The following is a 15,039-nucleotide window of genomic DNA, read 5'->3' as shown; positions in this document are numbered from 1 at the left end:
AAAGCGGAACTCATGATACCATAGGCTATTTTTGCCACCTGATGAACGATACTCATGCAATCCACTTCTACCCCCCATTATCATGACAAGCCTTCTGCCTTTGATACGCCGCCGCACGCTGCGGTTGCGCCGTTACGACTGCATCGACTTGGCAGGCGCTTGGTCACGCACTTGGTCAGACAAGCATTATTGGCCACTGCGCTGGCGGCACCGCTTGTTGCCCAAGCGGCGCTACCAGAGGCCATCCAAACCGCCTTGTCACGTGCAGATTTGAGCGCCGCCAACCTCAGTATCGTCATCACGCCAGTGGGCGACAAAAACGCCAGTCACTTACCAGCGCCTATCAAAGTCATCGACAGCCAGCATCCAGCAGAGCGCCCAAACAACGCTGCCAGTTATCAAAGCACGCTTGTGACCATAGAAAAACAAACCATCCAAAAACATGAGCGGCAGCTACACGCTTATACCGACGACCCTTCTACTTATCAAAGCTTAGAGAGCATTCCCACCCTACCGTCAGAGGCCAAGTGGCCAAACGCTAAAATGCAAACAAGCCAAGACAGTAGCACCGACGATAGTAGCGTCAATGACGGCGCGGATGTCGAGCAAAAAAGCACCGCACATACAAAGACCAAGATATCTTTTTCACCCTTACTGAGTCATCAAGCTCAGATAGCGCGCACCCCTGCCAGCACCATGAAGTTGGTACCGAGCTTTATCGCGCTAGATACACTTGGGGCGGATTTTGTCTGGTATACCCGCGTCTATCATACCGGCGTGATCATCGGCGAGCGCTTGTATGGCGACTTGGTGCTACAAGGCAGCGGCGACCCAAAAATGACGCATGAGCGCCTACAGCAGCTGCTCTATCACGTGCAAGCCTCAGGTATTCATCATATCGACGGGGATATCATCGTCGACAGCGCAGTGTTTGATAAGGTGGGCAAAGACCCTGCCGCCTTTGACAACGCACCATTGCGTCCTTATAACGCAAGTCCTGATGGTTTTTTGGTCAATTTTAGTACCATCGGTATCAAAAGCTATCCGCTGGACACTGACCACGCGCGACTCACCTACACACCGCAGCTGGCCGATTATCAATTGCCCACCACCATAGCCACTCGCTCAGCGAGCTGTGGACAGGCGCGCTATAGCCTTGCGCCAGTATGGCAAGCCAGCCAACTGGTGTTTCATCAAAACTTGCCAAATAGCTGCCAAGAGCACGCGTTTTATGTGGCTTATCCTGATGCCAAAGACTTTGCCGCGCGGATCATTAAGTCCAAATGGCAAGCACTGGGCAATACCCTGACAGGCGATGTGCTCAGCCGCGAGACGCCTTATAATGCGTCATCTCATAAACAGCCAAAAACAGGTTTGCGTGCGCTACCGATGTCACCGCTGCCACAGGTCAGCTATCCGTCGTTAAACTTGGCTCAGCAAATCCACGACATCAACCATTTTTCAAACAACGTCATGACTGAGCAAGTGGCATTATCCATTGCCGCTTACGCCCCACCATCTGATACTAAGATGACCGCGGCTGACACTGCTACACCCACTCAAACTGCCGTTAGCAAGCCAAAAGGACAAGAAAAAGCAGGAGGCAACCAGACGAGTCTCTATCAGTTTGGCAAACCTGCAACCACTAACTATCCGGTAGCCCTACAGACCATCAACCAGTGGTGGCAACACCATCTAGACACGCCTGCGCCGTATCTGACCAACGGCTCAGGCTTGTGCCGTGACTGCACGATCACCGCGGCCAACCTAAACGAGCTGCTAATCTATGCCTACGATCACCCAAGTTTTGACGCTTATGTCAACTCGCTCGGCATCGCTGGTGTCAGTGGCACCATTAGCGCGCACAGTGACCGCTTGCCTGAGTCAGCCGCCATTGGCCGCGCTTGGATTAAGACAGGTACGCTCAATAACGTCACCTCTATGGCAGGCTATGTCAAAGGCCTATCGGGGCAAGACTATGTGGTCGTGGGTATCATCAATAGCGAGCAAGCGCTCAATGCTTATACGGCAAGACCTGTACTCGATGCGATGCTGGACTGGACCGCGCAGCACTAGGGTGTGTCTTCGTTTCAAAAATGGGGATAAAAATGGGATAAATTGCGGTCAAACATTGCGGTCAAACAAGGAAAATAGCGCCGTTAATATCGGGATATAAACCCGCTATTTGACGATGTTTGGCAAAATTTGGCCATTTTTAACCCATTTAGATATAGTTAGCTGAATGTAAAACTGTTATGGATTTAAACGCGCTACTGGTATAAATTTTACTTGCGTGCTGCGTTCCCAGAGGCTGCGCAACCTACGTTTAAAAATAGCATCCCAGTAGCGCTATGACATTTTTAGAGTGTATCGACTATAACTATCGAATGAATTGAAGACACACCCTAATACGGCGACTCTCTTTTTTATCTGAATAAGGCGCGTTTATGTCACGCAAAACCACCAATCTCAATAAACCCAGCCCCGCTACCGACCCTCACGGACTGGCCACAACACGCGCGAGCACTCAGCCTCAGATGCCGCCATACATTAGATACTTTGCGATCGGTTATGTACTGGCCAGCGCCCTATTTATGCTGATTCAGACCAAACTGGCATTAAATGCACAGCTGGTCACCGTTCTATCCATCATCCTTGCAGCCTATATCGCAGTCAGCAAGTTTGTTAAACATCAGCAGCGCGCTCTTTACAAAGACGAAGTCAACCGCTTGATGCTGGGCGGTATCATGGTCGTCTGGCTATTGACGGGGCTGTATTTTTTAGCGTTATGGTTTTTGCTGTTTGACGATATCAGCCGTGAGGTTTTGCTGGCGATGGCCAAGCAGCAGCCATTACCCTTACTCTCTGCGCTAGTGATGATCGTGGTGCTGTCACTGGTCAGCGCGCGCATCAGCATCTGGGCATTTAACCGCCTACTCGATCCTGCGCCCAAAACCCTATAAGACGCTCTAAAACCCTAAACGACCCGACAGGAATCTGTTCACTTAAAACACGATGACATGCTGAGCCTACGCCGACAGATGCTATGCAAAATAAATATCCATAAAATATGACGGCGTGGCACCTGCTATCCTGCCTGTCAATTTATTTAGGATTGACAATATAAGTGCCTTAAAAAACGCTGACTATACACGGTGCTACAAAGTTTTGTTCTATTGCTGAGCAAAATCCGTTAGGCTAAGGTAAACGCCTACAGTGTTAAGCGACTTGCTTTGGTATTTTCAATAGGAGCTAGCTTTATGGACATGATTTTTTTTGACAATATAGACAAGCTTGGCCGTATCGTGTTGACGAGCGTCATGGTGTACGTCTTAATCGTACTGGTGACCAAAGTCTCAGGCAAACGCTCCACCTCGCAGCTCAACAACTTCGATTGGGTCGTCACGGTGATGATCGGGTCTCTGGGTGCCAGCACCATCTTGCTCAAAGACGTTCCGTTTATCGAAGGGGTCTCCTCGATATTGGTGCTTTATCTGTTGCAGTTTTTGGTCACCAAATATGCCTCGGTATCACCGCAGTTTAGCAACTTTATTTTATCAGAGCCGCGTATCGTCTTTTATCAAGGCCAGTTTTTGCCAGATGCCATGCGGTCTGAGCGCCTGACCCGTCAAGAGATAGAGTGTGCGATGCGCTCTCAAGGTATCAACAGCTTTGATGATGTCGAAGCGGTGGTCTTTGAGTCTGACGCCAAGCTGACCATTATCCCCAAACCTACAGATGACACGCACAGCAAAGAAAACACTATCTCGCAAACCATTAAGCCTTTGATGTGAGGGGTTTTGAAGTGACTGGTTTTGAGATGACTAATGCAGTAAGCATTCTATTTGACGCGTTGCCACGTCTGTGAGCGGCCAAACAATGGCGTGCCGACATAACCGCGCAGATCAAGACTTTGACCATTGTCACTTAAGGTGATTTTTCCTGAATACACTTTGCCAGACTCAGGATCGACCAGCTTACCGTCGCTCCATTGGTTGTTGCCCTCTGCCTTGAGACCGGTCAAAATCTGCAAGCCTTCCACTGGCTGGTTTTTAAGATTACCAGGACATTTAGTACAGACGGCTTTGGCTTTTTCTTTATTAAGCACCTTAATAATTTTACCTGAGACCTTACCACCTCTTTCATTTAACTGAATGATGGCTTTTTTCTCCCCTGTCTTATCATCGATGGTTTGCCACTGCGTGCCATCTAATGAGGCCGCTTGCGCAGATAGGGGCAATAAGGCTCCTGCCATAAGAGTGAGCGTACAGGCTGTAATACGGTTCATAAACGACTCCTTTCGTCAAAAACGGTCTACCTAAATGTGTAGTACATAAGTGAGAACTAAAAAACAAATAGAAAGAACAACTGTTTGTCAAACGCTAGTAAAGCACAAAAAAATGCGAGGTAAAAGGCTTGTTTGTTACAATATCTTAAGCGTAGAACTCTTTTGTTACATTCTCTTTTGTTATATTTTTTAATTATCGAAGTGGTACATCATATGAAGGTAAGAATCTTGACCGTGGGCACTAAGATGCCAAAATGGGTACAAACTGGTTTTGATGAGTACTTTAAACGTATTCAGCCCATGCTCAGTACTGAGATTGTCGAGATAGCGGCAGCAAAGCGGGCAAAGAACCCTTCTAAAGCCAACCTCGCTCAGTACCGCGAGCAAGAAGGACAAGCCATATTGGCCGCTCACCAAGCATCCAGCCGCGAGCAGCTATGGGTACTAGATGTCAAAGGGAAGATGCTCTCGACAGAAGGACTGGCGGAAAAACTGGCAGACTCGATGCAGCAAGGCGATGATATCGCACTGGTCATTGGCGGCGCTGATGGCGTGTCGCCAGAAGTGTTGGCAAAGGCCGATGTCAAATGGTCACTATCGGCGCTGACACTGCCGCATCCACTGGTACGCGTGGTATTGATGGAGCAGCTCTACCGCGCCATGAGCATCAATCACAACCACCCCTATCATCGTGGCAACTAAATGCTCACAAGACAGATCAGGCTTTTGGTAGGATAACAGACAGGCAGGATTGAAATATCGCTGCAAGCCCTAATAAACGCTACATGACTCATTCAAAAAACACAGCACTTACTGCTACTGCGCCGAGCGCCGAGCAGCAACCATCAGGCAGCCACACGTCAGCGCCCATTAGTGCCGCTGATGCGTGGCCCGATACTTCTACCCTCTCTAAGCACGCAAAGTTGCCAGCGCTATTTGTCTCGCACGGCGCGCCAAGCCTAGCCACAGAGCAGTCAGCGACGACCAGTGCCTTGGCGCGTATCGGCCAAAACCTGCCTGTGCCGCGTGCCATCGTTATTATGTCGGCACATTGGCAATCAGCAAAGCTTGAGATCAGCAGCAATCCTCAGCCAAAGACTTGGCATGATTTTTCTGGGTTTGGCGCTGAGCTGTATGAGATACAATACCCTGCCGCAGGTCATCCGCTGCTTGCCGAGTCGCTTGCGCAGCAGCTCACCGCGCGCGGTATTACCTGCAGACTAAACCCCATGCGCGCCTCTGATCATGGCGTCTGGGCGCCGCTCAAACATCTATATCCAGAAGCCACTATTCCGATCGTACAGATTTCTTTGCCGCAACATTATGACAGTCTCGCCTGCTATCAGTTAGGGGCGCAGCTGGCGAGTTTGCGTGATGAGCAGATACTGATCATCGGCTCAGGCAATATCACTCATAACTTGCAAGCCCTGCGCTGGCAGGCGGACAGCATCGATCAGAGCGCCAATAGTTTTAAAATATGGCTACTCAAGCAGCTCAAAACCGACATTCCAAGCGCTCTTGATTGGCAGCGTTATCCCAATTATAAAAACATCCATCCTAGTGATGAGCATCTGTTGCCGCTGTTTTTTGCTTTGGGTGCCGGCCAGCGCGTCTCAGTGATACATCAAAGCATGGCGCACCATAGCTTAGGTATGGATATTTATCGCTTTGACTAAGGTATCTTAGCTGCTGCGTTTTGACGACGTTGTTTTGAATAGCTTGAGCTACTTCTCAAACGCTGACTTCGTAAACAGCCCTGCACGCTCCATCTCACCTGCGATACTAAACAACGTCACCTCATCATTCATCCGTCCGATCAGCTGCATACCAATCGGCAAGCCTTTTTTGCTCATGCCTACCGGCAGTGACATCGCAGGCAAACCTGTGACATTAGCTAGTAAGGTAAAAGCCATCTTACTCAGCACAGGCTGGCTCAGCTTTTCTATCATGCCTGAGCTAAAGGCGTATTTACCCATATCTATGCCTTTATTGAGCAGCTCTGCGCTACGCATCAGCATCTCATCTATACGGCTAGGCGGTAGTACGCCATGCTTGACCGCTGGTGTCGGTACGGTCGGACACAAAATCATATCGTACTCTTCTAGTAATAAGCCTGTCTGATATTGACTGTGATGCCAGCCGTGTTTGGCATGCGCCAAGTCTACCGCTGATAATGAACGACCCAAAAGCGCCATATTGTAGGTTTGTGGCTCTAGTTTTTTGATATGCTGCGGCCCAAAATCACGCTCGATATTATCGATGGTAAATGCTGTATGGGCGCACACCACAACCATAAAATCATGCCAAAATTGCTCGATATCGATATTAGGCTCGGCAGGCACCACGCGATGCCCCATGGCCTCTAACTGCTTGGCAGTTTTTTCAAGGACTGCCAGCACTTCCTTGTCCACCACCGTACCTGCGATCAGTGGCTGCTGATGTAGCGCAATGGTCAGCTGCCGCGGTGCGCGCATCGCAGCCTGCAAAAACGACCCCTCTGGCGGCGCAATGATAAAGGGCGCGCCAATCTCAGCGCCACTGGTGGCATCGAGCATCGCGGCACTATCGCGAACGGAGCGGGTAATCACATGATCGGCGACAGCGCCTTCCCAGCCCTCCCCAAACGTCGGGCCCATGGGGTTACGGCCACGGCTAGGCTTTAAGCCAAACGCGCCGCACCACGCCGCAGGAAAGCGTATCGAGCCGCCACCATCACCAGCGCCTGCCATCGGTACAATACCGCTTGCCACCGCCGCTGCACTACCGCCTGAGGAGCCGCCAGCACTGTAGCCTTTTTTAAAGGGATTATGCGTTGCGCCATGCGCCTTGGGCTCGGTGGTGATGATCAACCCAAACTCAGGGGTATTGGTCTTGCCAAAGGTATTGACGCCAGTGGCTTTCATACGCTTGACGATTTCGCTGTCGTTTTTTGAGACAATATTGACACTACGGCTGCCCATCGTGACAGGCTCTCCCTCAAAGCTAAACGACAAATCTTTGAGCAAGTAAGGCACGCCTGTAAACGCGCCTGCCGGTAGGCCTTGCGCCGCCGCGTGATAGGCACGCTCATCAAAACGATGGATTATGGCATTTAGCTTAGGGTTGAGCTTATTGGCTTGATAGACAGCCGCATCCAGCAGCTCTCTGGCGCTGACCTCTCCGGCATTGACCAATGCCGCTAGCGCTATCGCATCATACTGGGTGTATTCTTTAAACATAACCGAGCTTCCTTGTTCTTAAGTTATTTATCACTTTTAGTATATCGGTTTCATCGCTTCAATAGTAACCACCTTATCGACACTGCTGTGTTTACTCCATATCTGATGTCTATATATGCAGGTCGGCTTGATCTACTGAATCTATCATGTCATCTATTTTAGGACGGCAAATTTGTACGTTGTGATGGCAAACAACGCTCATAAAAAAAGCGAGCTACTTACTGTAACTCGCTTTTTGTCACTCAATCAAACTCACTGTTCATCACATCAACAGCTCACGCTTGCCGCTTTTGCCCATCGAGCTGACTAGCCCAGCCTCCTCCATGGAGTCAACAATACGAGCGGCGCGGTTATAGCCGATACTAAATTTACGCTGAATACTAGAGGCTGATACTTTGCGCGTTTCCATAATAAAGGCGACTGCCTCATCGTATAGGTCGTCGTCTTCACCCGACGCATTGCCAGTACTACCGCCGCCAGGGCTAGATAGCTCAAAGTTTCCCGCCATATTGTCAATATAGTCGGGTGCGCCGCGCTCACGCCATGCGTCACAGACACGGTTGACCTCTTCGTCACTGACGTAAGCGCCATGCACACGATCCGGCTCAATCTGGCCTGGCCCTAAAAACAGCATATCGCCGTTGCCCAGCATGTCCTCTGCGCCGCCGCTATCCAAGATGGTACGCGAATCGACCTTTGAGTTCACACGGAGGGCGGCTCGCACTGGAATATTGGCTTTGATCAAACCGGTAATGACGTCGACTGACGGACGCTGAGTGGCGAGCATCAAATGAATACCAGCCGCGCGTGACTTTTGTGCCAACCGCGTGATCAGCTCTTCGGCCTGTTTACCGACCTGCATAATCATATCAGCAAACTCATCTGCGACAATCACAATCATCGGTAATGTCTTGAGCTTAGGCGCTTGGCTCATACTGACGCTGTCATTGGGTCGCCATAGCGGATCGATGATAGGCTTGCCTGCTTTTTCGGCGGCGACGACTTTTTTGTTAAATTCGCCCAGCTTACGTACCTTCAGCAGGCTCATGAGCTGATAGCGGCGCTCCATCTCCGCCACGCACCACGAGAGGCTACTGGCCGCTTCAGTCATGTCAGTGACCACTGGCGTCAGTAGATGCGGGATATCATTGTAGTTGGCAAGCTCAAGCTGCTTTGGGTCAATCAAAATCAGGCGCAGCTCATTGGGGGTATATTTGAGGAGCATGGACAGTAGCATGGAGTTGACCAGTACCGACTTACCAGAGCCTGTAGTGCCGGCGACCAGCATGTGCGGCGCCCGTGCAAGATCGGTGATGATCGGATTGCCACCGATATCTTTACCCATCGCCATGCTAACCTGCGCTTTAGGGTCTTTGTATGTTTCCGTATTAAGCAGCTCAATCAGACGCACCATTTCGCGTTTTTTATTGGGTACTTCGATACCGATATAAGGCTTGCCTGGGATCACCTCGACCACACGCAAAGACGCCATCGATAGCGAGCGCGCCAAATCTCGCGAGATACCCGTAACTTTACTGGCTTTGACGCCTGGTGCCAACTCGACTTCAAAGCGGGTCACCACCGGCCCTGGTATGGCATTTACCACGCTTGCTTTGACATTGAACTCCTGCAGCTTAATCTCTAATAACTCAGACAACTGCTCAAGCTCTGCGACGGTATAGCTGGGCTTACGCTCAGGGTCTGGCTTGTCCAAGATAGACATCTCAGGTATCGGCGTGAGGCTATTACGATATGCCGCTGTTTGCATTGAGCGTGACTTTTTACTAAATGCGGCATCATCACTGATATCTGGCATGACGGCTGCAACTGCTTCTGCATCATCATCTGGCATCATATCGGTGATATGATTGCTACTACCTCCCTCTGGTACCGCAAAGCTCACCGCAGGCTTGGTAGATGTTTCTGGTGTCATCGCCGCCACTGTTGGTGCTTGTTTGGGGTTGGCAGGCGGCGTGTTGGTCGGGGTCATATCCGCGGTGTCTGCGATAGAGGTAGCGACCTCTGAGGTAGGCTCTACAGCAGAGGGTTGCGTGGTAGACGCCGAGCTGAACGAGGGCTCGACAGGCTCTACCTCTGAGCTATGTGATACGTTTGCTTCTCTTGCCTCTGCCGCTGGTCTACCAGCTGCCGGACTCTCCATAGATACGGAGCTGGGCGCGGCAGCATCTGACGTTGATTCCTTATATACGACGTCATCGACTGCTGCAGTAGCAGGAGTGAGCGTCTCTGCGTGTTCTGCCAACCATGCCTCAGCCAAGATATCGACATCGTCAGTGGCCGTATCATCAGTATCGGGAGTCTCTATAGCTGACGTCACAGAGGTCGCCTCACTATCTAGCGTTTCATTACTATTGTCATAAGAGGCGGATACGGTAGATGCAGTCTCAGAGATATCGTCGGTCGTATCTGCCATATAGCTATCGCCATTAACATAGCTATCACCAGCAACAAAGCTACCATCAGTATGATAGTGCGCCTGCTCGCTGGCCAATAAATCATCCACCGTGCTCGCATCATTCCATGCAAAGCTTGGCTCTACTTTGCGAGTCATCACAGGGGTGGCCGTCGCCGCGGCTGCATCGCTGGCACTGACCGCGCCACTTTTAGCAGCGGCTACGGGGCTTTGCAGCTCGGCGCTCGACTGCGTTGGCATGGCAGGCGGCGCTACGCTGTCAGGCGATGTAGTCGCTTTTGCAGCTTGTGTCGCGGCAACCACCGAGGCTTTGACACTATCAGCCAGTCCTGATGTGGTCAAAAACTCGGACAACACATTGCCAAATCGGCCACTTTTATCCGCAGACTGTGCGCCATCCGTAGCATCAGCAGTGGGCAGCTCTAATGCTAGCTGCTCGTGCTCTGATGCTGCTGGTGTTTTGAGCGCCTGTTGGTCATCACTATACCCAGCAGCGCTGTACTGCTTGCCCGCTTGGTCATCAATAGCGGTCGCCTCTTTGTTTTTGACCCCTGAGCCAAGCCAAGCCAGCGTGGTGATTTTTTGATAAATGCTCAGCCAGTGAATATTAAACGCAAAGGTTGCAGTGATGGTGACAAACACGGTCAAAAACACCACACTCCCCCACTGCGATAATAGCTGCGCCAAACGAGCTTGAAGCTCAAGGCCGATGATACCGCCGGCCACGCCTTCTAGTTCAGTGGCCACAGGATCTGCAACCTGCTGTACCAGCGCGACCAATTGAGCAAACAGCGCACTGGCACTTAATAACAAAAACACATAAGCGACCAAGCGCATCAGCCAAAATGTTGGCTTATTGTCCCACCAAATCAAGATGGACTCATAGACCATAAACGCCAGTAGCCACCACGCGCCAAAACCAAAAAACCGATACAGCAAATCTGACAACCATGCACCAGTTTTACCGCCCATATTGTTGATCGTGGTCATATCGCTGCTGATATGCGACCAGCTAGGGTCATTACCCGTATACGTCATCAAAATGACAAACAGATAAACGGTCAGTATTAACCCAAGCAGGGTAAATATTCCTTTTTTTAAATACTCAATTAGCGGTGCTGATATCACGTAAGATCTGCCTTGTTAATAATACTAAATGGTCGCCAGCCCATGATTAACGCTAACCATGCTGACATAAAGTGCTGACATAAACGGTACCGATCAACCTGTACCAAGATACCGAGCGCAGCGGCAATGGCTACTTGTATAAAACAATTATAAGTGCGGTTATCAAAATAGATGACAAGATCACTTAGCCCTTACTGCGCTTGGCATAACTTCTTATAATAACAAATACATAGGTACAGTGGCGACAGTCTTCTTAAGAAAATAAAACAATACACCTTTATCATCACCATTAAACCGGATTTGATAAAGACTTGGCCGATTAGCGCCTACCTTTAGCACCCTAGAATTCAAGGGTTTGATGCTTTGATTGTAATGATACCCATGTTTGCTTTAGCAAACTTGCACTTTTTGCCAACTGCCCTTATGTTATTATCACATAGCAATTAGAAGAAGCATATTTGTAGTCATTTTTGATATTCGTCTTTTATTATATTTATAACTTACATTTTTAATTCGTATATTTAGCAAGGAACAACTCATGGCAACTGACACTACTGCCCCACGTCACGAAAAGCTCATTATTTTAGGCTCAGGCCCTGCCGGTTATGCCGCGGCTGTCTATGCTGCGCGCGCTAACCTAAAGCCTGTCATGATCACGGGTATGGAAGTTGGCGGACAGCTGACCACCACCACAGAAGTTGATAACTGGCCAGGCGATGCGTACGATTTGACTGGGCCTGCGTTGATGGAACGTATGAAGGCACATGCCGAGCGTTTCGGTACCGAGTTGGTCTATGATCATATCAATGACGTCAATCTAAACGAACGTCCGTTTCAATTGACGGGCAACAATGGCAGCTACACGTGTGATGCGCTTATCATCTCAACGGGCGCTTCGGCGCAGTATTTGGGCTTGGAGTCAGAGACCAAATTTAGAGGTCTTGGCGTATCTGCTTGTGCTACTTGTGATGGTTTCTTTTATAAAGACCAAAAAGTCGCGGTCATCGGCGGCGGCAATACCGCGGTCGAAGAAGCTTTATACCTATCAAACATCGCCTCTGAGGTGACCTTGGTGCATCGCCGCGACAGCTTGCGCTCCGAGAAAATCCTGCAAGACAAGCTGTTTGAAAAAGCCAAAAACGGTAATATCAAAATTGAGTGGAACCATCAAGTCAAAGAAGTGGTTGGTGACGACATGGGTGTCAATGGGGTGTTGATCGAATCTACCGTCGATGGCAGCACCAAACAACTGGATGCAATGGGCATGTTCGTCGCCATTGGTCATAAGCCAAACACTGACCTATTCAAAGGTCAGCTAGCTATGAAAGACGGCTATCTTGTCGTCAATAGCGGCCTAAATGGTAACGCCACCCAGACCAGTGTAGAAGGGGTATTTGCGGCAGGTGATGTCGCCGATCACGTCTATCGTCAAGCCATTACCTCAGCAGGCACCGGCTGTATGGCCGCCCTTGATGCAGAAAAATATCTCGATGCCATCGGTGAGGCAGATGCTTCTGACCATACCTACGCCTCGACATTGACTGCTGATAAAGAAGCCTAAATGAGTCATCTTTGGCAACAAAACCATAATCCTATCACGCCTGAGACCCTAAAAAGTCTTGGGCGTTATGACTTTCCCGACCCCACCACCATTGACCCTGATGGCATCGGCATCGTGGCGCTGGGTGGTGATTTGGCCTCCGAGACGCTCATCTCTGCTTATGCGCAGGGGCTGTTTCCTTGGTTTAATGAAGACGAGCCTATCGCGTGGTGGTGCCCTGAGCCGCGCTGCGTCATGGTGCCGGCTGAGTATATACCCAGTAAGTCGTTGCGCCGTCAGGTCAAAAAAGAACGCTGGCAACTCACCCTCAATCAAGCGTTTGACGAAGTCATCCATGCTTGTAGCTTACCGCGTAGCAATGGTCTGCCTGAAGGCGAGCATACTTGGATTCATCAAGAGATGATCGACGCTTATGGCAAGCTACACGCCCAAGGCTTTGCTCATAGTATCGAAGTTTGGGATGAACAAGGCACGCTCGTTGGCGGTCTATATGGTCTAAAGCTGGGCGGTATTTATTTTGGAGAATCGATGTTTCACCGTGCGTCAAACGCATCCAAGATGGCGTTTTGGGGTTTAATGCGTTTATGCGAGCAAAGTCAGGTCGCACTGGTCGATTGCCAATTGCCAAACGAGCACCTCATGAGCTTGGGCGCCACCACCTTACCTCGTGCTGACTTTTTGCATCAGTTAGATAGCTTGCTCGTAAGTGATGCTGAGCATTGGCACAGTGACTCCCACCAACCGCTAGCAGTCTCGCTGCTTGATACACCACACCCTTGGCAAAGCGGCAAATAACGCCCCACTTTTGAGATTATTATGGCACTTGATACCTCATTTTTGTTAATTGGAAAACTGGCTGCCAAAGCCAATACCACCAAAGACACGGTGCGTCACTATGACCAGCTAGGCCTACTCAGATCGCGCAAACGTCAGGCAGGCTCACGGCTATATACTGAGTTTCATCCTGAATGTGTTGAACGTATTGAGCTGATAAAAAGCGCGCAAGCCATCGGTTTTACACTCACCGAAATCAGAGACAGCCTCAATGATTATTATGATGGCCAATTAGACATCGACCTACAATTACTTCTCACACAGCAAAAACTGGCACAAGTAAAAAAACAACAAGCCAATATCAATGTCATGGTTGAGCTGCTCACCGAGCGCATTGAAGTGCTTGAGCACATGAGAACAGACAGTGACTACAAACCCAACGTCGACGTTTGCAAAAGAAAACCTCCCTCAGACCTGTAAGGTTGCACAGCTGCATTGCTAAACAAGCGCATTACATATGTATCATCTACCCATCATTTAAAATCATGAACCAATCATTTAAAATCACGATAAGTCAGCTGCATGATCAGGGCATCGACAGCTGGCTTCTGGGCTAGCTGGTAATAGTTTTTACGCTGATGGATCATCTCAAAGCCTTGCTGCTTATATAACGCAATCGCAGGCGCGTTGTCCGCTCGCACCTCTAATAGCAGACTCTCTACTTGTTTATCTCTCAGCGCTAAGTGTAACTGCGCAAAAATTTGCGATGCAATCCCGCGGCGCTGATAATCAGGATGAGTGCCAATGCGTAAAATTTCTGCTTGTTCAAAGACGCTTTGATATAGGCAGTAACCTTGCACGGCTGCAGCCGACTCTGCTGACTCATAAGCGATCAGCAGATGGACACTGTCTTGCTCAAACAAATCAATCATCGCCTGATACGACCACGCATCCTGCGGTTGGACGATAGACTCGATAGCAGCTACCGCTTGCACCACTTCCCTAAAGTCTTGAGTATCTTTTGACAAAATTTGTATTACCGTCATGCCGCCCCCTTTCCAATAAACCCCCATAACACCTATAAGCTAAGCGCCCAAAAAAAAGCCACCCTATAAAGGATGGCTTTTCACTACTCAATACTCGGTGTCAGCTTGCGCTGAGATCAGTATCGCTTAGTCTTTTACGTTAGCTACTACACCAGCACCTACAGTACGGCCACCTTCACGGATAGCGAAACGTAGGCCTTTGTCCATAGCGATTGGGTGGATAAGTTCTACGCTCATCTCAACGTTGTCACCAGGCATGACCATTTCTGTACCGTCTTGTAATTGGATTGCGCCAGTTACGTCAGTGGTACGGAAGTAGAACTGTGGACGATAGCCGTTTAGGAACGGAGTATGACGACCACCTTCTTCTTTTGATAGTACGTATACTTCGGCGTCGAAGTTGGTGTGTGGGGTGATTGAACCTGGCTTGGCTAGTACTTGGCCACGTTGGACTTCTTCACGTTTGGTACCACGGAGTAGTACGCCACAGTTTTCGCCTGCACGACCTTCGTCTAGCAGTTTGCGGAACATCTCAACACCAGTACAGGTGGTTTTTTGGGTGTCTTTGATACCGACGATTTCGATTTCGT

13 protein-coding genes are annotated in these 15,039 nt (G+C 49.7%); 8 read left to right on the top strand and 5 right to left on the bottom strand.

The genetic code is table 11. The features are described from left to right. Nucleotides 1-54 precede the first annotated feature (54 nt). The 3 genes from JMX98_RS03690 to JMX98_RS03680 all read left to right on the top strand — a co-directional run bounded on the left by JMX98_RS03690 (nucleotide 55) and on the right by JMX98_RS03680 (nucleotide 3,794). Nucleotides 55-2,076 (top strand): D-alanyl-D-alanine carboxypeptidase/D-alanyl-D-alanine-endopeptidase, encoded by a 2,022-nt coding sequence (locus JMX98_RS03690; protein WP_201584790.1) that lies wholly within the window; start codon nucleotides 55-57, stop codon nucleotides 2,074-2,076. A 371-nt stretch (nucleotides 2,077-2,447) separates the two neighbouring features. Further along, the gene (locus tag JMX98_RS03685) at nucleotides 2,448-2,963 is read left to right on the top strand and encodes an ABZJ_00895 family protein (RefSeq protein WP_201584788.1); all 516 of its coding nucleotides are present in this window, start codon (nucleotides 2,448-2,450) and stop codon (nucleotides 2,961-2,963) included. A gap of 297 nt (nucleotides 2,964-3,260) precedes the next feature. Further along, on the top strand, nucleotides 3,261-3,794 hold the full coding sequence (locus JMX98_RS03680) for a DUF421 domain-containing protein (RefSeq protein ID WP_201584786.1): 534 nt from the start codon (nucleotides 3,261-3,263) through the stop codon (nucleotides 3,792-3,794). Nucleotides 3,795-3,841: 47 nt separating this feature from the next. Here the strand turns inward: JMX98_RS03680 and JMX98_RS03675 are convergent, their stop codons facing one another. After that, nucleotides 3,842-4,288 (bottom strand): DUF2147 domain-containing protein, encoded by a 447-nt coding sequence (locus tag JMX98_RS03675; protein ID WP_201584785.1) that lies wholly within the window; start codon nucleotides 4,286-4,288, stop codon nucleotides 3,842-3,844. Between the two features lie 213 nt (nucleotides 4,289-4,501). Here JMX98_RS03675 and rlmH point away from each other — a divergent pair, with 213 nt between their 5' ends. Beyond that, nucleotides 4,502-4,990: a 23S rRNA (pseudouridine(1915)-N(3))-methyltransferase RlmH gene (gene rlmH / locus JMX98_RS03670; protein ID WP_201584784.1), complete on the top strand. Its 489-nt coding sequence runs from the start codon at nucleotides 4,502-4,504 to the stop codon at nucleotides 4,988-4,990. Nucleotides 4,991-5,073: 83 nt separating this feature from the next. Then, entirely contained in the window at nucleotides 5,074-5,964 is an 891-nt protein-coding gene (locus tag JMX98_RS03665) for a DODA-type extradiol aromatic ring-opening family dioxygenase (protein ID WP_201584783.1), read from the top strand. Nucleotides 5,965-6,012: 48 nt separating this feature from the next. Here JMX98_RS03665 and JMX98_RS03660 read toward each other — a convergent pair whose 3' ends face one another. After that, nucleotides 6,013-7,506, bottom strand: a complete 1,494-nt coding sequence (locus JMX98_RS03660) for an amidase (protein ID WP_201584782.1) — start codon at nucleotides 7,504-7,506, stop codon at nucleotides 6,013-6,015. Between the two features lie 262 nt (nucleotides 7,507-7,768). Beyond that, nucleotides 7,769-11,068, bottom strand: a complete 3,300-nt coding sequence (locus tag JMX98_RS03655) for a DNA translocase FtsK 4TM domain-containing protein (RefSeq protein WP_201584781.1) — start codon at nucleotides 11,066-11,068, stop codon at nucleotides 7,769-7,771. 538 nt (nucleotides 11,069-11,606) lie between these two features. On the opposite strand from JMX98_RS03655, the gene trxB reads away from it, so the two are divergent. From trxB to JMX98_RS03640, 3 genes are read left to right on the top strand one after another with little or no spacing between them, the layout of a single operon-like run. After that, entirely contained in the window at nucleotides 11,607-12,629 is a 1,023-nt protein-coding gene (gene trxB / locus JMX98_RS03650; protein ID WP_201584780.1) for a thioredoxin-disulfide reductase, read from the top strand. After that, nucleotides 12,630-13,424, top strand: coding sequence for a leucyl/phenylalanyl-tRNA--protein transferase (gene aat, locus JMX98_RS03645; RefSeq protein WP_201584778.1), 795 nt, complete (start codon nucleotides 12,630-12,632; stop codon nucleotides 13,422-13,424). A gap of 21 nt (nucleotides 13,425-13,445) precedes the next feature. Beyond that, nucleotides 13,446-13,883, top strand: coding sequence for a MerR family transcriptional regulator (locus tag JMX98_RS03640; protein WP_201584776.1), 438 nt, complete (start codon nucleotides 13,446-13,448; stop codon nucleotides 13,881-13,883). Between the two features lie 74 nt (nucleotides 13,884-13,957). Here the strand turns inward: JMX98_RS03640 and rimI are convergent, their stop codons facing one another. Both rimI and JMX98_RS03630 read right to left on the bottom strand, forming a co-directional pair. Then, on the bottom strand, nucleotides 13,958-14,449 hold the full coding sequence (gene rimI / locus JMX98_RS03635; protein WP_201584774.1) for a ribosomal protein S18-alanine N-acetyltransferase: 492 nt from the start codon (nucleotides 14,447-14,449) through the stop codon (nucleotides 13,958-13,960). Nucleotides 14,450-14,575: 126 nt separating this feature from the next. Further along, nucleotides 14,576-15,039, bottom strand: a 464-nt coding sequence (locus tag JMX98_RS03630; protein ID WP_265089345.1) for an EF-Tu/IF-2/RF-3 family GTPase, incomplete at its 5' end; no start/stop codon positions are given.

The sequence above is a fragment of the Psychrobacter sp. HII-4 genome, from assembly GCF_904846595.1.
Lineage (GTDB): Bacteria > Pseudomonadota > Gammaproteobacteria > Pseudomonadales > Moraxellaceae > Psychrobacter > Psychrobacter celer.
The sequence above is the reverse complement of the archived record's forward strand: the minus strand, read 5'-3'. Positions and strand labels throughout refer to the sequence as shown.

Coding starts and splice junctions, on each gene's coding strand:
- JMX98_RS03690 (WP_201584790.1), top strand. CDS start 55: ATGCAATCCACTTCTACCCCCCATTATCATGACAAGCCTTCTGCCTTT.
- JMX98_RS03685 (WP_201584788.1), top strand. CDS start 2,448: ATGTCACGCAAAACCACCAATCTCAATAAACCCAGCCCCGCTACCGAC.
- JMX98_RS03680 (WP_201584786.1), top strand. CDS start 3,261: ATGGACATGATTTTTTTTGACAATATAGACAAGCTTGGCCGTATCGTG.
- JMX98_RS03675 (WP_201584785.1), bottom strand. CDS start 4,288: ATGAACCGTATTACAGCCTGTACGCTCACTCTTATGGCAGGAGCCTTA.
- rlmH (WP_201584784.1), top strand. CDS start 4,502: ATGAAGGTAAGAATCTTGACCGTGGGCACTAAGATGCCAAAATGGGTA.
- JMX98_RS03665 (WP_201584783.1), top strand. CDS start 5,074: ATGACTCATTCAAAAAACACAGCACTTACTGCTACTGCGCCGAGCGCC.
- JMX98_RS03660 (WP_201584782.1), bottom strand. CDS start 7,506: ATGTTTAAAGAATACACCCAGTATGATGCGATAGCGCTAGCGGCATTG.
- trxB (WP_201584780.1), top strand. CDS start 11,607: ATGGCAACTGACACTACTGCCCCACGTCACGAAAAGCTCATTATTTTA.
- aat (WP_201584778.1), top strand. CDS start 12,630: ATGAGTCATCTTTGGCAACAAAACCATAATCCTATCACGCCTGAGACC.
- JMX98_RS03640 (WP_201584776.1), top strand. CDS start 13,446: ATGGCACTTGATACCTCATTTTTGTTAATTGGAAAACTGGCTGCCAAA.
- rimI (WP_201584774.1), bottom strand. CDS start 14,449: ATGACGGTAATACAAATTTTGTCAAAAGATACTCAAGACTTTAGGGAA.